Here is a 21114-nt window from a genome sequence, read left to right on the forward strand (position 1 = left end):
TGCACCGAAAATCGACGCAAGGCAGTGAATTCGCCAGACGCCTTTGCCGCGGCGGCCATTGCACGGTCACATGCGCCTTTCGCCCGATCCTACGGCCTTGCCGGTGCGAAGGCCAGAGGCGGCGCGTGTTCGCGCGGTGGCTCAGCAGTCGGAGCAGTTGACGCTGTTGCCGACGCGCTGGCGATAGTAGAAGTCTTTCTTGATGGTGAAGTTCTGCATGCTGGTTCCGCTCATGCCGGGCAGATAGAGCAGCATGGAATAGGGCAAGCTCAGTTCTGATCGCACGACGAAGGAATTGGCGATTGCCAGGTCCGGGGGGATATTGGTGTTGGAGCCCGGTGCATAGGGTCTGCCCCCGGTGGATTGCCAGGACCAGGCGATCCGCGCCACGGATGCACTGTCGATGGTGATCCCGCTGATCTTCAGCGTCAGGCCATTGGAAGAATAGGGCACGAGCCCGGCCTTGGCCACATTCGGCATGGTCGACAGGAAAGCCTTGTCGACATCGGACCGCTGCGTGACAAGATCGGCGATATCCGAAGAGGCATGCGTTGTCTTTCGGGTGATGGAGATCGCAACGGTGATCTCGAAAGACATCAGATAGATGATCAGCAGGATCGGAACGATCAGGGCGAATTCGACCGCGCCGACGCCGTCGCGTGCTTTTCCGAAACGGTATGCGGCGTCCTTCAGGCCTTGTGCGGTCTGCCGTCTCATCCTCATGTATTTGATCCGGGAAAAGACGCTCACGGGTAATTCTCGTTCTGGAAGGCGCTGGTCGCAACGATCAGAAATTCCGACCCCTTGCTGGCGCCCTCCGGCTGGAGGTTCGATATGTAGGGACGAACGAGGTCCGTCGTGATCGGCCAGCGGTAATAGGCCCGGAACATGTTGATCTTGCCCGCACCCCCAGGCGTGAATTTCAGCTTGTCCGTATCCAGATCATGGCCCTTGCCGCCATTGGTCGCCTTGAGCGGAATGCTGGTCGGGATGTCGGAGAAGTTCGTGACCTGCTGAAGATCGATCCAGAGCTTGGACGGCTTGGCAGCTTCCGTCTGGGAGCAGGCGACCATGATGGAAATCTGGCGGCAAAACTCCCTGCGGAAATCGATCTCCTTCATGTCGGTCGTCCGACCCATGTTGAAAGTGATCTGGCCTGTGCGAATCCGCCGCCCCATGTTGTCGACGGCATTGGCAACCAGCTGCTCGCCAGTGAAGGCGATGAAGGTCTCGAACGTCGCAAAAACGATTATCAGGAACGGGATCGCGAGAATGGCGAATTCGATGGCTGTGGCGCCTTCGCTGGACCGGAAAAGCCGGCGAAGCCAGGTCACGCGCTCTGCCCGTCTTTCGGTGGCCAAATGCCCAACTCCCACTTGCAGCCACCCGAACGGCAGACGGTCACGTCGCGTCCGGCATTGCGGATGAATGCGCTGATCTTCCCGGCCCGGCCGATGCCTGCCGGGTCACTTCTTCATTGCGCCATGGATGTATTCGGCGCAGCCGGAGCAGCCGCACCTGCGGCAGCGGCCGATGGATTCGAATTCTTTTCGCAGTTTGGGGTGCAGGAATAAACGCTGCGCTCCGTCTGCCGGTACACGCGCACCGTATTGCCTTCGTCGATCGACACCATCACGCGCTCGTCGAGGATCGCATTGCCGGTGGAATCGAGCAGGACCAGATTGGTCGTGCCGAAGCTGCGTCCGGTCAGCACGATGGTCTTGGAATCCGCTACCGTTGCGTCTGCCACTTCCGAATTGCCGATGATGACCTTGGCGACGGGGCGGTCAAGCTTGAGGACGCGGGCGTGGTTCATGAAAACGCGGATGAGATCCGAGTTCTTGTCCGCCGCTTGTCCCGCGCCGAAATTGGCCAGAAGCGCGACGACACCCACCACGAACATCTTCAATTGAACCTTGGAATGCAAAACAGACATGGCTGGGTCCCGATATGGATTTCGGCACACTTTCGCCGCTAAACGTAAAATTCGCGTTAAGTATGGAACTTAACGCCCGGCCGTGTTTCGCGACCTTTATTGAAAAGGTGTGACCGAAACCTCGGGCCGCATGCGGACTCCATTCAACCTCCATTCAGCCCGAAATCAGACAGATCGAGAACCGACTGGTCGTCCCGGTCGCAGCCTGCGCGTGATCCCGGCGGCGACCTTTCGCGAGGCATTCGGATGCCCGTCAGGTATGGCGTCAGCGACAATATTAAGAAGCGCTTTATCCGCGAGGACGTGTGTATTGCCCAATCAATACATAAAACTTTCGATAATCAATTCTAAGGCTGTTTACCAGATGCTTTTCATTTCAGGATTAACTTGTTGTTAAGTATATGCGTTAAGTCGATTTCAAGGAAACCTGGATAATCTCAATGCATCCGATCAACGGGAACGGTTGGCGGTACTGCCGAAATTTTTTAAAAAGATGTGACTCAGGAGACCCCTAATGACCAAGCTTCTTGCCCGTCTCATGAAAGACGAATCTGGTGCAACCGCCATCGAATACGGTCTGATCGCTGCCCTCATCGGCGTTGCAATCATCACCGGCGCACGTTCGCTCGGCGGCGCACTGAACAACAAGTTCGTGAACATTGCGACGACCGTCAACGGCACGAACTAATACGTTCAGCTGAAGGCCGATCGATTCCAAACCTGCCTTCGGCCTCCGAAGGCGGGTTTGTATTTTTTTAAGCGGTTTGTTGCATTGTGACGTTCGTCTGGGCCGAGGATGCGTCGGTCTGGCATAGATTATACGTAAACACGTTGCTAGCAGTCCGTCACGCCGAACGTCGTGGCGCGTTGTAATGTCCGGCTTTTCCGTGGTGCTTTAAGGGCGCAGTGAACGGGCCGGATCGTCAGGAAGCCGTCAGGTCATGATCCAAGCCGCCATTCTTGTCATCTTTCCGCTCTGCATGGCCGTCGCGGCTTTCTCAGACCTTTTCACGATGACCATCCCCAATCGCGTGTCGGTCATTCTTCTCGTGTCATTCTTTATTGTTGCGCCCCTGGCAGGCGTGGGGTTGGTCGATCTTGGCTGGCATCTCCTGGCCGGGCTCAGTGTCTTCGCCGTAGTCTTTGTGCTTTTTGCGCTCAACACCATGGGCGGCGGCGACGCCAAGGTGCTGACGGCCAGCGCCGTCTGGTTCGGCTTCAATGACAGTCTGATCGTCTATCTCGGCGATGTCGCGGTGATTGGCGGCGCGCTGACGATCCTCATCCTGCTGATCCGCAGCCAGCGCAACGTCATTATGGCCATAGGTCTGCCCATTCCGGCCCCGCTGCTGCAGGAAAAGAAGATCCCCTACGGCATTGCCATCGGCATTGGCGGCTTTATGGCCTATCCCTCGTCTCCGCTGATGGAGCTGGTGCTTCACGGCGCCTTCTGAAGGCCACGAAGGCTAAGGTTTTCTTAACCTTGGCCATAAGAATTCTATTAACCATAATTACACCAATTCCTGATCAATTGGGGACACTTCGTTGGATTCTCCAGGAATTGATCATGAAACCTGCACGTCTGATTATTTTATCCGTTGCCGCGGTGGCGGCCGGTCTTGCCGGTTATCTGGCGCTCAATATGGGGGGCCAGCAGGTCGTCGAGATTCAGGCGGCACAGCCCCGTATGGTCAAGGAATCGACCGTCGACGTGCTCGTCGCAAAGACCAACCTCTCCACCGGTTCTCGCCTGAGCGCAGACAGCATGGAGTGGATGGCCTGGCCTGAAACGGCTGTTGCGCCGGGCTTCATCACCAAGAAGAACCGTGAATCGGCGATGACGGACCTCAACGGCGCCATCGTGCGGCTGCCGATCTTTTCCAATGAGCCCGTCCGGCTCGAAAAGCTCGTCGATGCCAGCAACCGGACGATGTCCTCCATCCTGCCCGCCGGCAAACGCGCGATCGCCACCGAGATCAGCGTATCGACCAGCGCCGGCGGCTTCATCCTGCCGAACGACCGCGTCGACGTGATCATGGTCCGCAAGGGGACGCAGCAGAGCTCGTTCCAGACGGAAACCATCCTGAGCAATGTCCGCGTTCTCGCCATCGACCAGCAGCTTCAGCAGGGCCCCGACGGCAAGCAGACCGCTGTCGGCTCCACCGCGACGCTGGAACTGACGCCCGATCAGGCCAAGGTCATCGCAGTCGCCCAGCAGATCGCCGACCGACTGACGCTCGCGCTTCGGTCTGTCGCGGACTCCGGCGAGCCCGACACATCCGCGGCGGAAAACCTTCTGGGTGGCAGCGACGGATCGCCCGCAATCCAGATCATAAAGTCCGGCAATATCTCGAGCAGCCAGTAAGAACGAGCGGGAGCACACAGTGAGACTTATCATGAAAGACATCCGCAAGACCACGATTGGCGGGCTGTGCTTCACTCTCGCGCTGACCGGGATCGTTCCGGTTCCGCTGGCCGGCGCGCAAGGTATTGCGGCCTTTGCCGCCAGCGAATCCCTCGTGACGATTTCCCAGGCCGGCCCGGGTGTGAAGAAGCACCTCAAGCTCGGTCTCAACAAGGCTCTCGTGGTCGAGCTTCCTGCCGACGCGCACGACATTCTTGTCGCCGACCCGTCGCTGGCCGATGCCGTCACCCGCACCTCGCGCCGCCTTTATCTCTTCGGCAAGGCGGTCGGCCAGACCAACGTCTTCGTCTTCGGTGCCGACGGCAAGGAAGTCGTCAGCCTGGATATTCAGGTCGAGCGCGATATCTCGCAGCTTGAAACGAACCTGCGTCGCTTCCTGCCGGACTCCGACATCAAGGTCGAAATCATTTCGGACAACATCGTGCTGACCGGCACTGTGCGGACGCCTCAGGACGCCGCTCAGGCCTCCAAGCTCGCAGAAATCTTCGTCAAGGGCGGTGAAGCCACAACCCGCAACGAGACGGCTTCGGGCTCCGGCACGTCCTCCAGCGTTGCCATCTTCGCGGAAGACCGCCAGCAGTCACAGATCGTCAATCTGCTGACGATCCAGGGCGAGGATCAGGTCACGCTCAAGGTCACGGTCGCCGAGGTCAGCCGCCAGGTCATCAAGCAGCTCGGCATCAACTCCTCGGTCAGCGGCTCCAACGGTGCCTTCAGCTTCATCAATCCGACCAATCTGGGCGGTACTGCAAACGGTCTCTCCAGCGCGCTTGGCACGGCGGTTGCCGGCGCGGCCGGATCGCTTGGCGGTGGTATCGGCCTGGCTGCATATCTCAATGCCATGGAGCAGGCGGGTGTCATGCGCACACTTGCCGAACCAAGCCTGACGGCCATCTCGGGCGAAGTTGCCAAGTTCTATGTCGGCGGCTCGTTCAACATGGTCACCACACAGACCTCCACGCCGGATTCGCAGTCGATCGCGCCGAACGGGGCCGTGATCAACACGCCCGGCACCATCACGCGCGGCACGCAGACCAGTCAGTACGGTATCTCTCTGAGCTTCCTGCCGGTCGTCATGTCCGCCGGCCGCATCAGCCTCAAGCTGGAAACCGAAGTGTCCGAGCCGACCTACGAAGGTTCGGTCGCCTCGTTCGGCGATGCCAAGCATTCGGGCGTCACCCAGCTCGGCATCCGCCGCCGTCAGGCCTCCACGACGGTCGAACTGCCCTCCGGCGGCTCGATCATGATCGCCGGCCTCGTCAGCGACGACGTTCGCCAGGCCTTCAGCGGCAATCCGGCGCTTGCCAAAATCCCGATCCTTGGCACGATGTTCCGCTCGAAGGACTTCCAGCGCAACGAGACGGAACTCGTCATCATCGCGACGCCCTATCTTGTCCGCGCCGTCTCGGCCGACAAGCTGGCCCGCCCGGATGACAACTTCATCCCCGAAAACGATGCAGCGACGTTCTTCCTGAACAGCGTGAACAAGGCCTACGGCACGAAGATGAATCCTGCCTCCGGCCAGCGCTACCAGGGCAATGTCGGGTTCATCTACAAGTGAGGAGCGGGATGATGAGCAACGGGAACGAAGAACGCCTGCACAAGATCAAAAGGGAAGCTCTGGTCATGCCTGCGCTGAGAACTCTGACATTTGTCGCGCTCGCGGCCTCGACAATGGCGCTTGCCGGTTGTGGCAATGTGCACCCGGACGGCGACCTCAAGACGTCCGCCATCGAGAACGACTATCGCGTCCGCCATCCGATCAAGCTCGCGGAAGCCGAGCATTCGATCGATATTCCGGTTGCCTCCGGTGATGTGAAGCTCGGCCGCGGCATCGAAGACACGATCCGGGGCTTTGGCCAGAACTACAAGAACAATTCCTCGGGCGTCATCCAGATCGCCGTGCCCTCGGGTTCGGTCAATGCAAGTGCGGCCCGCGCCGTCCTTCCGGCCGTCCGTCGGCAGCTGGCGCTGGAAGGTGTGCAGCAGCGCCGCATGATCGTGACGAGCTATCAGGCCCAGCCCGGGGTTTCGGCCCCGATCAAGATCAGCTTCGTTGCGCTGACGGCCATGACCGACCAGTGCGGGCAGTGGCCGGAGGATCTGATGCAGAACTCCTTCTCCAACAAGAACTGGTACAATTTCGGCTGCGCCAACCAGAACAATCTGGCCGCCCAGGTTGCCAATCCGAAGGATCTGTTCGATCCGCGCGCCTCGACGCCGATCGATGCCCAGCGCCGCGCCAACGTGATCGACACCTACCGCACCACCGGCTCCGACCTTGGCAAGGACACGAGCGCCATCAGCACAGGCCAATGATCGGGCGTGATCGTTTACCGGAGAGACAGGACCCATGAGTACAGTTGAATACGGAATCGAGCCCGTCGCGATGAACGACCAGCTTGACGAGCGCGCAAGCGAAGCGATCGACATCGACCAGATCCGGCCGCTGCCGCGCATCTCGATCCATGCCTTCTGTGAGAGCGAAGATGCTGTGCGCATGATGGATCGCGTGAGCCGCGATCGCCGCATGGGCAAGGTCACGTTCAAGATCAATCACGGCGGCATCGCCGCGGCGGCCAGCATGTTCGCCAGCGCCGCAACGCCGAACCTGATCATCCTGGAAACCTCCTTCGGCGCGGACCGTCTGTTCGAGGAACTCGGTCCGCTGGCCGAGGTCTGCGACCCGTCCACCAAGGTCATCATCATCGGACGCCAGAACGACATCGGCCTCTATCGCGAGCTGATGCGCAACGGCATTTCCGAATATCTGGTCTATCCGGTCGGTCTTGCCGACATGCTCTCCTCGATCGCCTCGATCTTCGTCGATCCGGAAGCCGAGCCGCTGGGTCGCAGCATTGCCTTCATCGGCGCGAAGGGCGGCGTCGGTTCCTCGACGGTTGCCCACAATGCCGCCTTCGGCATTTCCAGCCTGTTTGCCACCGAGACGATCCTTGCCGACCTCGATCTGCCCTTCGGCACGGCGAATATCAATTTCGACCAGGACCCGGCGCAGGGTATTGCGGAAGCGGTCTATTCGCCCGATCGCCTGGACGAGATTTTCCTCGATCGCCTTCTGACCAAGTGCACGGACACGCTGTCGCTGCTCGCTGCACCCTCGATGCTCGACCGTGCCTATGATTTCGGACGGGATTCCTTCCTGCCGGTTGTCGAGGTTCTGTCGCGTTCCGCACCTGTCACGGTGCTCGATGTTCCGCACGCCTGGAACGACTGGACGCGCATGCTGCTCTCCGGCGTCGATGAGGTCGTGATCACGGCTGTGCCGGATCTCGCAAACCTGCGCAACGCCAAGAACATGTTCGATGCTCTGAAGAAGCTGCGCCCGAACGACAAGTCGCCGCACCTCATCATCAATCAGGCGGGTATGCCCAAGCGGGCCGAGATTTCTCCGGCCGATTTCGTCGATCCGTTGGGCATCCAGCCGATTGCCGTCATCCCCTTCGAGGTTCAGCTTTTCGGCAATGCGGCCAATAGCGGGCGCATGATTGCCGAGATCGATCCCAAGGCGCCGATCGCGGAGACCTTCTCCCAGGTCGCCCATGTGGTGACGGGCCGCACGACGGTGAAACGTCCGAAGGGCGGCAGCCTCGCCAAGATGCTCGCACTGCTCAACCGCGCCAAAATCAAAGCATGAAAGACTGGATCTGATTGATGTTCGGCAAAAAGGGAAATGACGGCTTCGGAAAATCCGGCTTCTCGGGAGGGTCTGCGCCTTCCGCGCCGAAACCCTATGCGCCTGTTGCCCCGGCGGCTGAGCAGGCTGTGATGGTCGCTGCTCCGGAGCCCGTCATGAGAGCTCCGGAACCCGCGCCGCAGCGCGTCGCGGCAACTCCGCCGCCGCTGGCGCCTGAGCCCGTGCGCCGGCGCACGACCCGCAATTCGGAATATTACGACACCAAGAGCCAGGTCTTCTCCGCGCTCATCGACACGATCGACCTGTCGCAGCTCGCCAAGCTTGACAACGAGAGCGCACGCGAGGAAATCCGCGATATCGTCAACGATATCATCACGATCAAGAACTTCGCCATGTCGATCGCCGAGCAGGAAGAACTGCTCGAGGATATCTGCAACGACGTTCTGGGTTTCGGTCCGCTCGAGCCGCTTCTGGCGCGCGACGACATCGCCGACATCATGGTCAACGGCGCCGGCCAGACCTTCATCGAAGTCGAAGGCAAGGTGCAGGAGAGCGATATCCGCTTCCGCGACAACGGCCAGCTTCTCTCCGTCTGCCAGCGCATCGTGAGCCAGGTCGGCCGCCGCGTCGATGAGTCGAGCCCGATCTGCGACGCCCGTCTGCCCGACGGTTCGCGCGTGAACGTCATCGCGCCGCCGCTCGCCATCGACGGTCCGGCATTGACCATTCGTAAGTTCAAGAAGGACAAGCTGACGCTCGATCAGCTCGTCCGCTTCGGCTCGATCACGCCGGAAGGTGCGCAGGTCCTGCAGATCATCGGCCGCGTCCGCTGCAACATCGTCGTGTCCGGCGGTACGGGTTCGGGCAAGACGACGCTGCTGAACTGCCTGACGCGCTACATTGACACGCATGAGCGCATCATCACCTGCGAAGACTCCGCGGAACTTCAGTTGCAGCAGCCGCATGTGGTGCGTCTCGAAACCCGCCCGCCGAACATCGAAGGCGAAGGCGAAATCACCATGCGAGATCTCGTCAAGAACTGCCTGCGTATGCGCCCCGAACGCATCATCGTCGGTGAAGTGCGCGGACCGGAGGTGTTCGACCTTCTGCAGGCGATGAACACCGGTCACGACGGTTCGATGGGCACGATCCACGCGAACACGCCGCGTGAATGCCTCAACCGTATTGAGTCCATGATCGCCATGGGTGGCTTTACGCTGCCGGCCAAGACGGTACGTGAAATCGTCGCCGGTTCGGTTGATGTGATCATCCAGGCCGCACGTCTGCGCGACGGTTCGCGCCGCATCACTCACATTACCGAAGTCGTTGGCATGGAAGGCGACGTGATCGTGACGCAGGACCTCGTCCGCTACGAGATCGAGGGCGAAGACGCCAACGGTCGTATTATCGGTCGCCACCGTTCGACGGGCATCGGCCGTCCGAATTTCTGGGACCGCGCCCGCTACTACGGCGAGGAAAAGCGTCTGGCCGAAGCGCTCGATGCGATGGAAGACAAGGCAGGCGCCGCCAGCTGACGATTGGGCGGTGCAGTTTGAAATGAGACGAAAAGTGACAGGCGGGAGCGCGCGTAATGTTCGGTTTTGATCCCACGGTGCTTGCAATCATCGGCCTGGCCGCTATTGCGGCCGCCGCCGTCGCTTATGGTGTGCTGTTTACCGAAATCGAGGCGCAGCAGAAGACCACGACCCGCTACAAGAAGGTCAAGGCTGCCGAAACCGACACGATCAAGGTCAAGGCCGCGCGCGACCGCATGGCCGAAGCCACCAAACGCCGCAAGTCGATCCAGGATTCGCTGAGCGAACTGGAAAAGAAGCAGGAGCAGAACAAGAAGGTCGATGCGCCGCCGCTGAAGGTGCGCCTCATGCAGGCCGGCCTTTCGCTCACGGAATCGCAATTTTATATCGGCAGCGCCGGCTTGGCCTTCGTGACGATCGTCGTGGGGCTCGTCATGACCGCCGACATGTCGAACGCGCCTGCCTTCGATATCCTCCCGGTTTCCAGCCCGCAGCTCGGCGTCCTGGCCACGGCCTTCGTCATGGGCCTCGGCATGCCGCGCTTCATCCTCGGCTTCCTGTTCAAGCGCCGGATGAAGCGCTTTCTCAACGAATTCCCGAATTCGCTCGACATCATGGTCCGTTCGATCAAGTCCGGTCTGCCGCTGAACGACGCCATGCGTCTGATCGCGCTGGAGGGACAGGAGCCCGTCAAGAGCGAGTTCCGCCGGGTGGTAGAAGCGCAGCAGATGGGCATGTCGATTGCCGATGCCTGCACACGCATGAATGCGACGATCCCGCTGCAGGAAGTCAAGTTCTTTGCCATCGTCATCAGCATTCAGGCCCAGGCAGGCGGCAACCTGTCCGAAGCGCTGGGCAATCTCAGCCGCGTGTTGCGCGACCGCAAGAAGATGCTGGGCAAGGTGCAGGCGCTTTCGATGGAAGCCAAGGCCTCTGCCGCGATCATCGGTGCCTTGCCCTTCATCGTGGCGACGCTCGTTTCGATCACCTCGCCCGATTACATCAAGCCGCTTTTCTCCGATCCGCGCGGGCATCTCATCCTGCTGGGCTCGGCCATCTGGATGTCGATCGGCGTTTTCGTCATGCGCAAGATGATCAACTTCGACATTTGATGTTTTGAAATACGCAAGTCCGGACGACACCAGAGACGTCTCGCTCCGCACTTGCCCTAACCGACGGGCGCAGGATCCGCCACAAGGACGATCAGGATGCTATACGATCTCGCCTCGACGCTCACCAGCCCCGGCTTCCTCGTTGCCGCGCTGATCGGGCTTGCCGTTTTCGGAACCCTTTATGTGGTGGCCGAACCCTATTTCGAGCGCGGCGATCTTCAGAAGCGCATGAAGGCGGTGGCCACCGAGCGCGAACAGCTGCGTGCCCGCGAGCGCGCGCGCATCAATGCTCTGGCCCAGTCGCGCGCCAGCCTGCGCGGCAAGGACAACAAGAATGTCCGCAACATCGTCGAGCGGCTGAACCTGCGCAAGGCGCTGGTCGATGACGCTACGATCAACAAGCTGCGCGCGGCCGGCTACCGGTCGCAGAATGCGCTCAACACTTATCTCTTCGCCCGCCTCATCCTGCCCTTCGTCTTTGGCGTGCTCGGTGCACTCTGGATCTTCGCTCTCGACAACGTAAACGACCAGCCGCTGACGATGCGGCTGCTGCTCAACCTTGTCATTGCCTATGTGGGGTTTTATGCCCCGATCGTTTTCATCAGCAACAAGATGGGCAAGCGTCAGGCTTCCATTCGTCGTGCCTGGCCCGATGCGCTGGACCTTCTGCTGATCTGCGTCGAATCCGGCGTCTCGGTCGAAGCCTCCATGCGCCGTGTTGCCGATGAAATCGGCGCGCAGTCGGCGGAACTGGCAGAGGAAATCGTGCTGACGACAGCCGAACTCTCCTATCTTCAGGATCGCCGCACCGCTTACGAAAACCTCGCCAACCGCACCCAGCTCGAGGCCGTCAAGTCGACCACGCAGGCACTGATCCAGGCCGAACGCTACGGTACGCCGGTGGCGCAGGCGTTGCGCACGCTGGCGCAGGAAAGCCGCGACACGCGCATGAACGAGGCCGAAAAGAAGGCCGCCGCTCTGCCGCCGAAGCTGACCGTGCCGATGATCCTCTTCTTTCTGCCGGTCCTCATCGCCGTCATTCTCGGCCCCGCCGGCATCCGCGTCAGCGACCAGATGAGCGGTACCTCGCAGGAACAGACTTCGCACTGATCCCGTTCGAAACGGATCGTTCCGCGACCCCATGGAAAAAGGCGCCCCTGAAAACGGAGCGCCTTTCTTCAGTCTTGGGAGATAGATTGTCTGCCGTGCCGATCCGCCGGGCTCAGCCCTGCTTCTTCAGCGCCTTCCAGGTTGCCTGCTGGCTCATCATCGAGCGCAGATAAGCGACGTTGGCTTCTGCCTGCTGCGGTGACAGTTCCTGCCGCGCGATCTGCTCAGCTTCGGGATAGCGCCCCTGCAGGCCGACGACGAGCGCAAGGTTCTGGCGCACCGAGCTGTCGGCACCGGGCTGGGCCGCTGCCTTGCGGAGATAGGTTTCAGCCGTCTTCAGGTCCTTGGTCAGAACATAGGACATGCCGAGATTGGACAGGACCGACGGATCGTTCGGCTTCAGATCGAGCGCTTCGCGATAACGCATGCGCGCCTCGTCCGAACGGCCGAGCTGGTCAAGGATCGCACCTTGCGCCGATTTGAGCCGCCAGTCGGGAAGGTCCGGGCGCTCGGCCCGCGAAATCGTCTGAAGCGCCGCATCGAGCTGCCCGGCGGCGGCCTGCGCCTTGCCATAGGCGGCGAGAACTTCGGTGTCGGTCGGGTGACGGATCACGACCTGCTGCATGACGGCCAGCGCCTGATCGTTTTTGCCGGTCATGCGCAGAAGGGTTGCGTAGTTCAGACCCGCCATCTTGTCGTTGGGGTTCTTGGCATAGGCCTGGCCGATCCGGTCGGCGGCCGCGCGCAGCTCGATCTCGTTCATCTCGCTGACCGGCCTCGAAGAGCCGGTCGGGATCGAGCCCGTCGTTATGTTGTCGGTGGAGCTTGTGGTCGAGCAGGCCTGCAATGAAAGTGCCGCCGCAACGAGGCAGGCGCTGGCCAGCAGCCTGCCGCTGCGGAACCGGATGATGGAGGAAGTGGTCATGGTGCTGCCCCGAAATCTAGTGATTTGCACCGGCCGAAGGGCATACTGAGAACTGCGGCGCAACCTTGACACCAGCAATAGTCTGTTAACCCTAACAGAGCGTTAACATCTCTGATTCTCGGGCCTTGCGCCCGGCGCGGAGGGGGACGGGCACACAAGCCGGTTGACGCCTGGAGAAATTGCAAGGGGCACCCCGGCGCGCACCGCCGGAACTGCTCCGCTCATGCGGGAAGTGAGACAAGACGAAATGGCCCCCTTTCAGTTCATCAAGCGCCATAGCCCCTTCAACAGCAAGCCTGGAAAGACGCTTCCGGTCTTCGCGGTGACGCCGGCGCATATCGAAATCGGCGCGATCGAGGCCACTGCGCTCGAATGGGCGCGCAAATCCGGCTTCAAGGCCGAAAATGGCTCGGTCCTTCTCGTGCCTTCGGCCGATGGTGCGCTGGGTGGGGCGCTGTTCGGTCTCGGCAAGAACCCGATCGCGACGCCTTTCATGACAGGGCATCTGGCGCGTGCGCTTCCTGAAGGCGAATGGCATGTCGAGACCGCGCCGCTGACGGCCAACCGCATCGCGCTGGGCTTCGGCCTCGGCAGCTATCGTTTCGAGACCTATCTGAAGCCGAAGTCGCAAGGGGCCACGCTGCTGATCCCGAAGGATGCAAACGTCACCGACATCAAGCGTCAGGTCGCCGGTGTCTTCCTGGCGCGCGATCTGATCAACACGCCGACAAACGACATGGGTCCAAACGCGCTGGAAAATGTCTTCCGCGATCTGGCCGCGCATTATGAAGCGAAGGTCTCGGTCATTGCCGGTGACGATCTGCTGAAGAAGAATTTCCCGCTGATCCACGCGGTGGGCCGTGCGGCAGCCGAAGCGCCGCGCCTGCTCGAAATGCGGTGGGGCGAAAAGGGCGCGCCGAAGGTGACGCTGGTCGGCAAGGGTGTCTGCTTCGACACCGGCGGCCTCGATATCAAGCCGTCGTCCTCCATGCTGCTGATGAAGAAGGACATGGGTGGCGCCGCCAATGTCCTCGGCCTCGCGCTGATGATCATGGATGCGCATCTCAAGATCGATCTGCGCGTTCTCGTGCCGGTCGTCGAAAATTCCATTGCCGGCAATGCCTTCCGTCCGGGTGACATCTACCGCAGCCGCAAGGGCCTGACGGTGCAGATCGACAACACGGATGCGGAAGGCCGGCTGATCCTGGCCGATGCGCTGGCCTATGCCGATGAGGACAAGCCCGATCTGCTGATCGATATGGCGACCCTGACAGGCGCCGCACGCGTGGCGCTCGGCCCCGACCTGCCGCCCTTCTTCACCGATGACGAGGATCTGGCGCATGATCTCACCGACTCGGCGCTGGAGAACGACGATCCGCTGTGGCGGCTGCCGCTTTATGCCGGCTATGAAGCCGATCTCAAGACCAAGATCGCCGATATCACCAACGCGCCTTCTGGCGGCATGGCGGGCGCAATCACGGCAGCGCTCTTCCTCAAGCGTTTCGTCACCCAGACCGAAAGCTGGGCGCATTTCGACATCTTCGGCTGGTCGCCCAAGGATCGCCCGCATGCGCCGCTGGGCGGCGAGGCCCAGGGCATCCGCGCGATTTATCACCACATCCGCAAGCGGGTGAAATAAAACAGCGCCGGGAAACCGAAGGTCTGCTTTTCCCGGCGTCGCGACAGCGAAACTTAATTCTGCCCTATGACGTGCCCGGCCGTTGCCGGTTCGCGCAAGCGCGCATCGTCCTGCCGGCCGTGCGTCATGCGGCCCAGGATGTCTTCGCGCCACAGATGTTTGTGCACGAAGACCATGAGGACATGGCCCGCGACAAGCGCCAGCAGCGCCCAGCCGGCCGGCCCGTGAAGAAGCTGCGCCGGCTCCATCAGCGTTTCATTGCGTGTACCGGGCTCGAAAATCTGGACGCCCAAGACAGCAAAACCCTTGCCGCCGCCATAAGCGCGCAGCAGGGCAACCGCCGGCACGAAGATCATCAGCGCGTAGAGTGCGAGATGACCGGCAAGCGAGGCGAGGCCGATCAGCCCGTGACCGTGCGGCGGGCGCGTGCGCAAGTTCACCAGGCCCCAGACCGCCCGCAGCGCCACGAGCACGAGAAGGATGAAGCCCAGCGCGTGATGCACACCCCACAGCGTCTTGGTGATCGCAAGGTTCCGGTCGATCAGGTGGAAGATTGCCGACAGGAACTGCAGGGCAAACAGACAGGCCATCAACCAATGCAGCGCGCGGCTGACAAGGCCATAGCCATGCGGGCGATCCCAGATCGACGTGGTGGTCTGGAGGGACATGAAAACTCCTGGTCTCAAAAGGCTTTTAACGGTCTGCGGCGCAGCCCGAACGTTTGGTGTCCCCTCCCGTCGCTGTCTGTGATGCTGCATTGCGGAAAACTTGTGGCGGACACGTGGTGCGTTTTGAAGACACAGTGTACTCCCCTTGCAAAAGGCCGCCTTTCCAGTCACAATGATACGGACCCGAAACGTTTCCGGAGCAGGTCTTGTCGCTTGAATTGACGCCGTCCCAGGCCTTGGGCCTATGGCATGCAGTTTCCCTTTCTCAGGTGAGATCGGAGGCGCATGACCTGACGCTTCGGCAGATGGCGATCCTGTTGCAGATCTATCTCGTGCCGCCGCCGCATACGGTGCGCGGACTGGCGGCGACGCTGAACGTGACCAAGCCGGTCATTACGCGCGCACTGGATACGATGGGCGCGATGGGGCTTGTCGATCGGGTCCGTGACGACAAGGATCGCCGCAACGTCATCATCAAGCGAACGGTGGCCGGCGCGCTCTATCTCGAAAAGCTGGGCGATGTCGTCATCGCCGAAGCGCGCGAATTGCCTTATTGACTGGACATTCCATGATGCTCGAAACGAAGCCGACCAAGAGCCTCGACCGCCGGCTCCACGCCTACCGACCCGATCTTGCCGATGCGCGGCTGGTGGGAAAGGTGGAGGCGGAGCACTTTGTCGAGGGGGAGGCGGGGGCGGTCGCAGCGCCGGTCGCCGATCTGCGGCCCAGGCCGGACCTGAGCGCCGGCATCGATACGCAGCTTCTAATGGGGGAGCCCTTGCGCATCTTCGACCGCGCAGAAGGCTGGGCCTGGGTGCAGGCCGAAACCGATGGCTATGTCGGCTATATCGCGGAAGCCGAGATTGTTTCGCCGGCTCAGCAAGTCACGCATTGGATCGTTCAGCCGCGCAGTTTCGTCTATCCCGAGCCCGACATGAAGCGCCCGCGCGGGTCGGCGCTGTCGCTGGGCAGCCGCGTTTCCATCATCGGCGAAGCCGAAACGCGCGGCACCCGCTATGGCCTGCTGGCTGGCGGTGGCGCGGTGATTGCCGCCCATTGCGCTCCGCTGGGCGCACCTGCCACGAATGACTATGTCGCCATGGGCGCCCGCCTTCTGGAGACACCCTATCTCTGGGGCGGCAAGTCCGCCTTCGGCATCGACTGCTCGGGCCTCGTGCAACTCTGCATGATGATGGCGGGAATGAGCGCTCCGCGTGACAGCGACATGCAGGCGGCTGGTCTGGGTCGCGAAATCGGCTTTGACGAATTGCGGCGCGGCGATCTCGTCTTCTGGAAAGGCCATGCCGCCATCATGGAAGACGGGGAGACAATGATCCACGCCAACGGCCATACGATGAGCGTGGCCCGCGAAGGGCTGAAGGCAGCGGTGCAGCGGATCGGCTATCTCTACGGCGCGCCGACTGTGTGCAGGCGGCCCTAAATCCCCTCATCTACCTGCCGGCATCTTCTCCGCAAGGGGAGAAGATGGAGAGCGTAAGCGGAGGCGGGGTGAGGGGATGCTGCACAGAGCGTCGCAAATGGTCTTGCGCCTCTTGTAGCGCTCAATACCCGAGCGCCCGGTCCACCACATGCTCCAGCGGCAATCCCGCTTCGTGCCGCGCAATCTGCCCTTCCACATGCCGCATCAGCGCCACCACATCGGAGGCTGCAGCAGCGTGAGGCGTGACGACCACATTTGGCTCGGCCCAGAGCGCGCTATTGGCCGACAGCGGCTCCGTCTCGAACACATCCAGTGATGCCCCGCCGAGAATGCCGCCATGCAGCGCCGCGAGAATATCAGCCTCCACCTGGCTGCCGCCGCGCCCGGCATTGATGAAGATCGGCTTGCCGAGCGGGCCGCCCTGCTTGAGCTTCGCAAAAAGCGCCTTGTTGTAGATCCCGCGTGTTTCTTCCGTCAGCGGCAGCAGGCCGACGAGGATATCGGCCTGGGCGAGAAAATCATTGAGCCCATCACCATCGAATGTCTGCATGCCTTCGAGCGCCTTGGCGCTACGCGACCAGCCGACGACATGGAAGCCCATGACCTTCAGTTTGCGCGCCGCGTCCTGCCCGAGAACCCCAAGGCCCATGACGCCGACGGTCACATCGCGCGCCTCCGGCTGGGCCAGCTCTTCCCAATGCCGGTTCCTCTGTGCCCGGAGATAAGCCGGCATCTGGCGCAGATGCAGCAGGCATTGCAGCACGACCCATTCGCTCATCCGGTCGGTGAGGCTGCGGTCGACAAAGCGCACCAGCGGAACATGTTCCGGCAGGCCGCCGACGCGCAGAATATGATCGACGCCCGCGCCACCGGAAAAGATCGCCTTCACGTCTTTCGCCAGCTCGAACAGCGCGGGGTCCTGTTTCCAGACCAAAGCATATTCAATGCCGGAAAGATCGCGGCCTGCATTCGCCGGCTCGGCCATGTTGATGACTTCACGACCGGGAAAGGCACCGGCAAGCGCCTTGGCGACCGCATCCGGAGGAAATTTCAGATCGACGATGATGGGGCTTTTCATGAATGCACTCACTGTCCGACCGCTTCGGTGCGGATCGCTTTCAGGTCGAAGGCAGCGGCCATCAGCGCCTTCGTATAGTCCTCTTCCGGCGCGCCGATCACCTTGTCTGCCGGGCCCTGCTCGACCACCTTGCCGGCGCGCATGACGATGATGTCATTGGCGAGTGCCCGGACCACCTTCAGGTCGTGGCTGATGAAGAGATAGGCGAGGTTGTGGTCCTTCTGCAGCTTGCGCAAAAGCTCGACCACCTGCGCCTGCACGCTCATGTCCAGCGCCGAGGTCGGCTCGTCCAGCATGACGAAGCGGGGCTTCAGGATCATGGCGCGGGCAATCGCGATGCGCTGCCGCTGTCCGCCAGAGAATTCATGCGGATAGCGCCAGCGGGTGGCGGCATCCAGCCCGACCTCCTCCAGCACCTCCGATACGCGCCGGTCGCGCTCTTCGAACGACAGGCCGGGCTCGTGGATCGCGAGCCCTTCGGCGACGATATCGGCAATGTTCATGCGCGGCGAGAGCGAGCCGTAAGGATCCTGGAAGACGACCTGCATGCGGTTGCGCAGGGGCTTCATCGCCTTGAAAGAATAGGTCGCGATGTCCTGTCCCACGAAGCTGATCCGGCCCTTGGACGAGATCAGCCGCGTCAGCGCCAGCCCCAGTGTCGTCTTGCCGGAACCGGATTCACCGACGACGCCGAGCGTCTGTCCGGCGCGCAGCGTCACATTGATCCCATCGACGGCCTTCACATGATCCGTGACCTTGCGCAGGAACCCTGTCTTGATCGGGAACCAGACGCGGACATCTTCGGCTTCCATGACGACCGGCTGGCTCAAGTCCGCCTCTGGCGGCCTCCCCTTCGGCTCTGCGGCAAGCAGGTGCTTCGTATAATCATGCTGCGGATGGGCAAAGATATCCACTGTCGGCCCCGCCTCGACGATCTCGCCATGGCGCATGACGCAGACCTTGTCGGCAAAGCGCCGCACAATGCCGAGATCATGGGTGATGAACAGCATCGCCATGCCATGCTCGCGCTTCAGCTTGGCCAGCAATTCGAGGATCTGCGCCTGCACCGTGACATCGAGCGCTGTGGTGGGCTCGTCGGCAATCAGGATGTCCGGCCGGTTGGCGAGCGCCATGGCGATCATCACGCGCTGGCGCTGGCCGCCGGAAAGCTCATGCGGAAACGCCTTCAGCCGCTTCTCCGGCTCGCGGATGCCAACCTGGTTCAGAAGCTCCAGCGTGCGGGCGCGGGCCTTGTCGCCACGCATGCCCTGATGCAGTTCAAGGATTTCGCCGATCTGCCGCTCGATTGAATGCAGCGGATTGAGCGAGGTCATCGGCTCCTGAAAGATCATGGTGATGTCGTTGCCGCGCACCCCGCGCAGCTCCGCATCGCTCGCCTTCATCAGGTCGCGCCCCTTGAAGAGGATTTCGCCCGACGGATGGCTCGCGGCCGGATAGGGCAGCAGCTTCAGCACCGAATTCGCCGTCACCGATTTGCCGGAGCCGGACTCGCCGACCAGCGCCACGACCTCGCCGGGATGAATGTCGAAGGACACGCCCTTGACGGCCAGCGACGTGATGCCACCCTGGTGAAAGGCGACTTGCAGATTGCGGACGGAGAGGAGGGGATTAGTCATGGCGGAAACTTCTGATGAGGGTTTCAAGCACCGGGTTATCCAGTCGTAGCACGGAGATTGAAAGCGATGGTGATGTCGCGCCATGGCGCGTGTGCCGGAGCGAGTAGGACTGCAGGAAATCCGTGTCGCGTGTGAGGAAATGGGTGCATCCGGCAGCATAGGCCGAGGAAAGATGGATGGCGTCCGGCAGTTTCAACTTGAACTGCGAACGGATGACAGCCGCGAAATAGAGGACGTCTCGCGCGACAGGAACGACATCTAGCCAGTAGCTTGGAAGGATAGTGCTTTCATAGCGCTGAACAACGGTCTCGCGTTGGAGGCGAAGTGGTTTGACCAGCGTTTCGGCAAGCGTCACTTCGGATGTGCAGAAAACGGGCGGCTCATCCGTCGGCTGCTTGCATATCAGCTCTGATAGGAGTGACACTCTTGTCTCGTCTTCATCCTCGACCAAGGCGATGAACACATTCGTATCGAGGTAGACCCGACGAAAAAATCTCATTCGTCGTCCCATTCGTTCCGCAGTTCGCGGATGCCTGCCACGGCCGCGTCGAGATTTTCCCGCTCCTTGTTTTCAGCACGAAACTTCCGGATAGCGGCTACGGTTTCGGCGGGTGTCGCTCGTTGTCCGGAATTGGCTTCCTCTTCAATGACGACACGAACGGTCTGATAGGCCTCAAGACCCACCCGCAAATCTTCCGGCAGCTTCTCGACCGGGTAATGCTCCAAAACGATCTTATTCATCGCAGCGTCCTCGGCAGTGATGCACATGCGTCCAATATAGCGCCGCTCTCGGCATAACGCGACCCACCATCACACCGCCTTGCGCGGATCGAATGCGTCGCGCACCGCTTCCCCGATGAAGATCAGCAGCGACAGCATCACCGACATGGTGATGAAGGCCATGATGCCGAGCCAGGGGGCTTGCAGGTTGTTCTTGCCTTGCGCGATCATCTCCCCAAGCGACGGCGAGCCCGGCGGCATGCCGAAGCCGAGGAAGTCGAGCGACGTCAGCGTCGAGATCGAGCCTGAGAGGATGAAGGGCAGGAAGGTCAGCGTGGCGACCATCGCGTTCGGGAGCAGATGCCGGAACATGATCGTGCCGTTGCCGACGCCGAGCGCGCGGGCGGCGCGCACATATTCGAAATTGCGCGCACGCAAAAACTCCGCTCGCACCACGCCGACAAAGGCGGTCCAGGAGAAGAGCAACATGATACCGAGCAGCACGAAGAAGCCCGGCGGCAGGATCGCGGCGATGATCAGCAGAATGTAGAGCACGGGCATGGAAGACCAGATCTCGATGAAACGCTGCATCAGAAGATCCGTCCAGCCGCCGAAATAGCCCTGCACCGCACCCGCCGTCACGCCGATGATGGCCGAAGCAATGGTCAGCGCCAGCCCGAAGAGAACCGAAATGCGGAACCCGTAGATCAGTCGCGCCAGCACATCGCGCGCCTGATCGTCGGTGCCCAGCCAGTTCATGTTGCCGAGAATGCAGCCGGGATCGTTCACCCCTTGCGGATAGGCCGAGCAGCGCTCCTGCTTGTCCATGAGCCAGAAGGGCGCGGTCGGCGCGGAATGCGGCACGTAGGAATTGACCGAATTGTAGGAATAGCGGATCGGCGGCCAGATCATCCAGCCGTTCGCATTGATCTCGTTCGAAATGTCGGTCGATTTGTAATCCGTTGTCGCGAGAAACCCGCCGAACTTCTCTTCCGGATAATTGACTAGAACCGGAAACAGGATTTCGCCCTTGTAGGAAACGATCAGCGGCTTGTCGTTGGCGATCAGCTCGGCGCCAAGGCTGAGCACGAAGATCACCATGAAGATCCAGAACGACCAGTAGCCGCGCCGGTTGGCCTTGAAATTCTGCCAGCGGCGCTTGTTGGCGGGCGAGAGAAACGGCCGCTTCGGCGGCGCTGCAACGATGGCGATAGTGGCGGGCGTGTCGACCAT

General features: G+C 61.3%; 22 protein-coding genes. 12 read left to right on the top strand and 10 right to left on the bottom strand.

What is annotated here, in order from left to right:
• Positions 1-141: 141 nt before the first annotated feature.
• From LQK83_RS14025 to LQK83_RS14035, 3 genes are all read right to left on the bottom strand, one after another.
• Positions 142-723 carry a TadE/TadG family type IV pilus assembly protein gene (locus LQK83_RS14025; RefSeq protein WP_230838021.1) on the bottom strand — a complete coding sequence of 194 codons (582 nt, stop codon included), beginning with the start codon at positions 721-723 and terminating at the stop codon, positions 142-144.
• Positions 724-746: 23 nt separating this feature from the next.
• Positions 747-1361 carry a TadE/TadG family type IV pilus assembly protein gene (locus tag LQK83_RS14030; RefSeq protein ID WP_230838022.1) on the bottom strand — a complete coding sequence of 205 codons (615 nt, stop codon included), beginning with the start codon at positions 1359-1361 and terminating at the stop codon, positions 747-749.
• A gap of 113 nt (positions 1362-1474) precedes the next feature.
• Positions 1475-1903, bottom strand: a complete 429-nt coding sequence (locus tag LQK83_RS14035) for a pilus assembly protein N-terminal domain-containing protein (RefSeq protein ID WP_230838240.1) — start codon at positions 1901-1903, stop codon at positions 1475-1477.
• Positions 1904-2450: 547 nt separating this feature from the next.
• Between LQK83_RS14035 and LQK83_RS14040 the strand changes: the two genes are divergently transcribed.
• The 9 genes from LQK83_RS14040 (at position 2451) to LQK83_RS14080 (ending at position 11773) form a co-directional block, all read left to right on the top strand.
• Positions 2451-2624, top strand: coding sequence for a Flp family type IVb pilin (locus LQK83_RS14040; protein WP_230838023.1), 174 nt, complete (start codon positions 2451-2453; stop codon positions 2622-2624).
• Positions 2625-2877: 253 nt separating this feature from the next.
• Complete coding sequence (locus tag LQK83_RS14045) at positions 2878-3390, top strand: A24 family peptidase (RefSeq protein WP_230838024.1); 513 nt, start codon at positions 2878-2880, stop codon at positions 3388-3390.
• 113 nt (positions 3391-3503) lie between these two features.
• The gene (cpaB, locus tag LQK83_RS14050) at positions 3504-4301 is read left to right on the top strand and encodes a Flp pilus assembly protein CpaB (protein ID WP_230838025.1); all 798 of its coding nucleotides are present in this window, start codon (positions 3504-3506) and stop codon (positions 4299-4301) included.
• 31 nt (positions 4302-4332) lie between these two features.
• Entirely contained in the window at positions 4333-5922 is a 1590-nt protein-coding gene (locus LQK83_RS14055; protein ID WP_230838026.1) for a type II and III secretion system protein family protein, read from the top strand.
• Positions 5923-5933: 11 nt separating this feature from the next.
• Complete coding sequence (locus LQK83_RS14060; RefSeq protein WP_230838027.1) at positions 5934-6680, top strand: CpaD family pilus assembly protein; 747 nt, start codon at positions 5934-5936, stop codon at positions 6678-6680.
• A 34-nt stretch (positions 6681-6714) separates the two neighbouring features.
• Positions 6715-8016: an AAA family ATPase gene (locus LQK83_RS14065; RefSeq protein ID WP_230838028.1), complete on the top strand. Its 1302-nt coding sequence runs from the start codon at positions 6715-6717 to the stop codon at positions 8014-8016.
• Between the two features lie 17 nt (positions 8017-8033).
• Positions 8034-9551 (top strand): CpaF family protein, encoded by a 1518-nt coding sequence (locus tag LQK83_RS14070; RefSeq protein WP_230838029.1) that lies wholly within the window; start codon positions 8034-8036, stop codon positions 9549-9551.
• A 56-nt stretch (positions 9552-9607) separates the two neighbouring features.
• Positions 9608-10663 carry a type II secretion system F family protein gene (locus LQK83_RS14075; protein WP_230838030.1) on the top strand — a complete coding sequence of 352 codons (1056 nt, stop codon included), beginning with the start codon at positions 9608-9610 and terminating at the stop codon, positions 10661-10663.
• A gap of 96 nt (positions 10664-10759) precedes the next feature.
• On the top strand, positions 10760-11773 hold the full coding sequence (locus LQK83_RS14080; protein ID WP_230838031.1) for a type II secretion system F family protein: 1014 nt from the start codon (positions 10760-10762) through the stop codon (positions 11771-11773).
• A gap of 112 nt (positions 11774-11885) precedes the next feature.
• Here LQK83_RS14080 and LQK83_RS14085 read toward each other — a convergent pair whose 3' ends face one another.
• Positions 11886-12698 carry a tetratricopeptide repeat protein gene (locus LQK83_RS14085; RefSeq protein ID WP_230838032.1) on the bottom strand — a complete coding sequence of 271 codons (813 nt, stop codon included), beginning with the start codon at positions 12696-12698 and terminating at the stop codon, positions 11886-11888.
• Between the two features lie 247 nt (positions 12699-12945).
• Here LQK83_RS14085 and LQK83_RS14090 point away from each other — a divergent pair, with 247 nt between their 5' ends.
• Positions 12946-14337: a leucyl aminopeptidase family protein gene (locus LQK83_RS14090; protein ID WP_230838033.1), complete on the top strand. Its 1392-nt coding sequence runs from the start codon at positions 12946-12948 to the stop codon at positions 14335-14337.
• 53 nt (positions 14338-14390) lie between these two features.
• Here the strand turns inward: LQK83_RS14090 and LQK83_RS14095 are convergent, their stop codons facing one another.
• Positions 14391-15005, bottom strand: a complete 615-nt coding sequence (locus tag LQK83_RS14095; RefSeq protein WP_230838034.1) for a cytochrome b — start codon at positions 15003-15005, stop codon at positions 14391-14393.
• A 206-nt stretch (positions 15006-15211) separates the two neighbouring features.
• Here LQK83_RS14095 and LQK83_RS14100 point away from each other — a divergent pair, with 206 nt between their 5' ends.
• Positions 15212-15562, top strand: coding sequence for a MarR family transcriptional regulator (locus LQK83_RS14100; RefSeq protein WP_112693735.1), 351 nt, complete (start codon positions 15212-15214; stop codon positions 15560-15562).
• Between the two features lie 11 nt (positions 15563-15573).
• On the top strand, positions 15574-16446 hold the full coding sequence (locus LQK83_RS14105) for a C40 family peptidase (protein WP_230838035.1): 873 nt from the start codon (positions 15574-15576) through the stop codon (positions 16444-16446).
• A 121-nt stretch (positions 16447-16567) separates the two neighbouring features.
• Here the strand turns inward: LQK83_RS14105 and LQK83_RS14110 are convergent, their stop codons facing one another.
• The 5 genes from LQK83_RS14110 to LQK83_RS14130 all read right to left on the bottom strand — a co-directional run bounded on the left by LQK83_RS14110 (position 16568) and on the right by LQK83_RS14130 (position 21114).
• The gene (locus LQK83_RS14110) at positions 16568-17524 is read right to left on the bottom strand and encodes a 2-hydroxyacid dehydrogenase (RefSeq protein WP_230838036.1); all 957 of its coding nucleotides are present in this window, start codon (positions 17522-17524) and stop codon (positions 16568-16570) included.
• Positions 17525-17532: 8 nt separating this feature from the next.
• Entirely contained in the window at positions 17533-19161 is a 1629-nt protein-coding gene (locus tag LQK83_RS14115; RefSeq protein WP_230838037.1) for an ABC transporter ATP-binding protein, read from the bottom strand.
• A complete protein-coding gene (locus tag LQK83_RS14120) occupies positions 19154-19660 on the bottom strand; it encodes a type II toxin-antitoxin system VapC family toxin (RefSeq protein WP_230838038.1) in 507 nt (168 codons plus the stop codon). The genes LQK83_RS14115 and LQK83_RS14120 overlap by 8 nt, the downstream gene beginning before the upstream one ends.
• Positions 19657-19902, bottom strand: coding sequence for a hypothetical protein (locus tag LQK83_RS14125; RefSeq protein ID WP_230838039.1), 246 nt, complete (start codon positions 19900-19902; stop codon positions 19657-19659). Before LQK83_RS14125 ends, LQK83_RS14120 begins: the two co-directional genes overlap by 4 nt.
• 69 nt (positions 19903-19971) lie before the next feature.
• The gene (locus LQK83_RS14130; protein ID WP_230838040.1) at positions 19972-21114 is read right to left on the bottom strand and encodes an ABC transporter permease; all 1143 of its coding nucleotides are present in this window, start codon (positions 21112-21114) and stop codon (positions 19972-19974) included.

The organism is Rhizobium sp. C1, assembly GCF_021026335.1.
In the GTDB taxonomy this organism is placed as follows: Bacteria; Pseudomonadota; Alphaproteobacteria; order Rhizobiales; family Rhizobiaceae; genus Ensifer_A.

Coding starts and splice junctions, on each gene's coding strand:
- LQK83_RS14070 (WP_230838029.1), top strand. CDS start 8,034: ATGTTCGGCAAAAAGGGAAATGACGGCTTCGGAAAATCCGGCTTCTCG.
- LQK83_RS14035 (WP_230838240.1), bottom strand. CDS start 1,903: ATGTTCGTGGTGGGTGTCGTCGCGCTTCTGGCCAATTTCGGCGCGGGA.
- LQK83_RS14025 (WP_230838021.1), bottom strand. CDS start 723: ATGAGGATGAGACGGCAGACCGCACAAGGCCTGAAGGACGCCGCATAC.
- LQK83_RS14045 (WP_230838024.1), top strand. CDS start 2,878: ATGATCCAAGCCGCCATTCTTGTCATCTTTCCGCTCTGCATGGCCGTC.
- LQK83_RS14060 (WP_230838027.1), top strand. CDS start 5,934: ATGAGCAACGGGAACGAAGAACGCCTGCACAAGATCAAAAGGGAAGCT.
- cpaB (WP_230838025.1), top strand. CDS start 3,504: ATGAAACCTGCACGTCTGATTATTTTATCCGTTGCCGCGGTGGCGGCC.
- LQK83_RS14090 (WP_230838033.1), top strand. CDS start 12,946: ATGGCCCCCTTTCAGTTCATCAAGCGCCATAGCCCCTTCAACAGCAAG.
- LQK83_RS14125 (WP_230838039.1), bottom strand. CDS start 19,902: ATGAATAAGATCGTTTTGGAGCATTACCCGGTCGAGAAGCTGCCGGAA.
- LQK83_RS14075 (WP_230838030.1), top strand. CDS start 9,608: ATGTTCGGTTTTGATCCCACGGTGCTTGCAATCATCGGCCTGGCCGCT.
- LQK83_RS14105 (WP_230838035.1), top strand. CDS start 15,574: ATGATGCTCGAAACGAAGCCGACCAAGAGCCTCGACCGCCGGCTCCAC.
- LQK83_RS14110 (WP_230838036.1), bottom strand. CDS start 17,524: ATGAAAAGCCCCATCATCGTCGATCTGAAATTTCCTCCGGATGCGGTC.
- LQK83_RS14115 (WP_230838037.1), bottom strand. CDS start 19,161: ATGACTAATCCCCTCCTCTCCGTCCGCAATCTGCAAGTCGCCTTTCAC.
- LQK83_RS14080 (WP_230838031.1), top strand. CDS start 10,760: ATGCTATACGATCTCGCCTCGACGCTCACCAGCCCCGGCTTCCTCGTT.
- LQK83_RS14085 (WP_230838032.1), bottom strand. CDS start 12,698: ATGACCACTTCCTCCATCATCCGGTTCCGCAGCGGCAGGCTGCTGGCC.
- LQK83_RS14065 (WP_230838028.1), top strand. CDS start 6,715: ATGAGTACAGTTGAATACGGAATCGAGCCCGTCGCGATGAACGACCAG.
- LQK83_RS14095 (WP_230838034.1), bottom strand. CDS start 15,005: ATGTCCCTCCAGACCACCACGTCGATCTGGGATCGCCCGCATGGCTAT.
- LQK83_RS14130 (WP_230838040.1), bottom strand. CDS start 21,114: ATGGTCGACACGCCCGCCACTATCGCCATCGTTGCAGCGCCGCCGAAG.
- LQK83_RS14120 (WP_230838038.1), bottom strand. CDS start 19,660: ATGAGATTTTTTCGTCGGGTCTACCTCGATACGAATGTGTTCATCGCC.
- LQK83_RS14055 (WP_230838026.1), top strand. CDS start 4,333: ATGAAAGACATCCGCAAGACCACGATTGGCGGGCTGTGCTTCACTCTC.
- LQK83_RS14040 (WP_230838023.1), top strand. CDS start 2,451: ATGACCAAGCTTCTTGCCCGTCTCATGAAAGACGAATCTGGTGCAACC.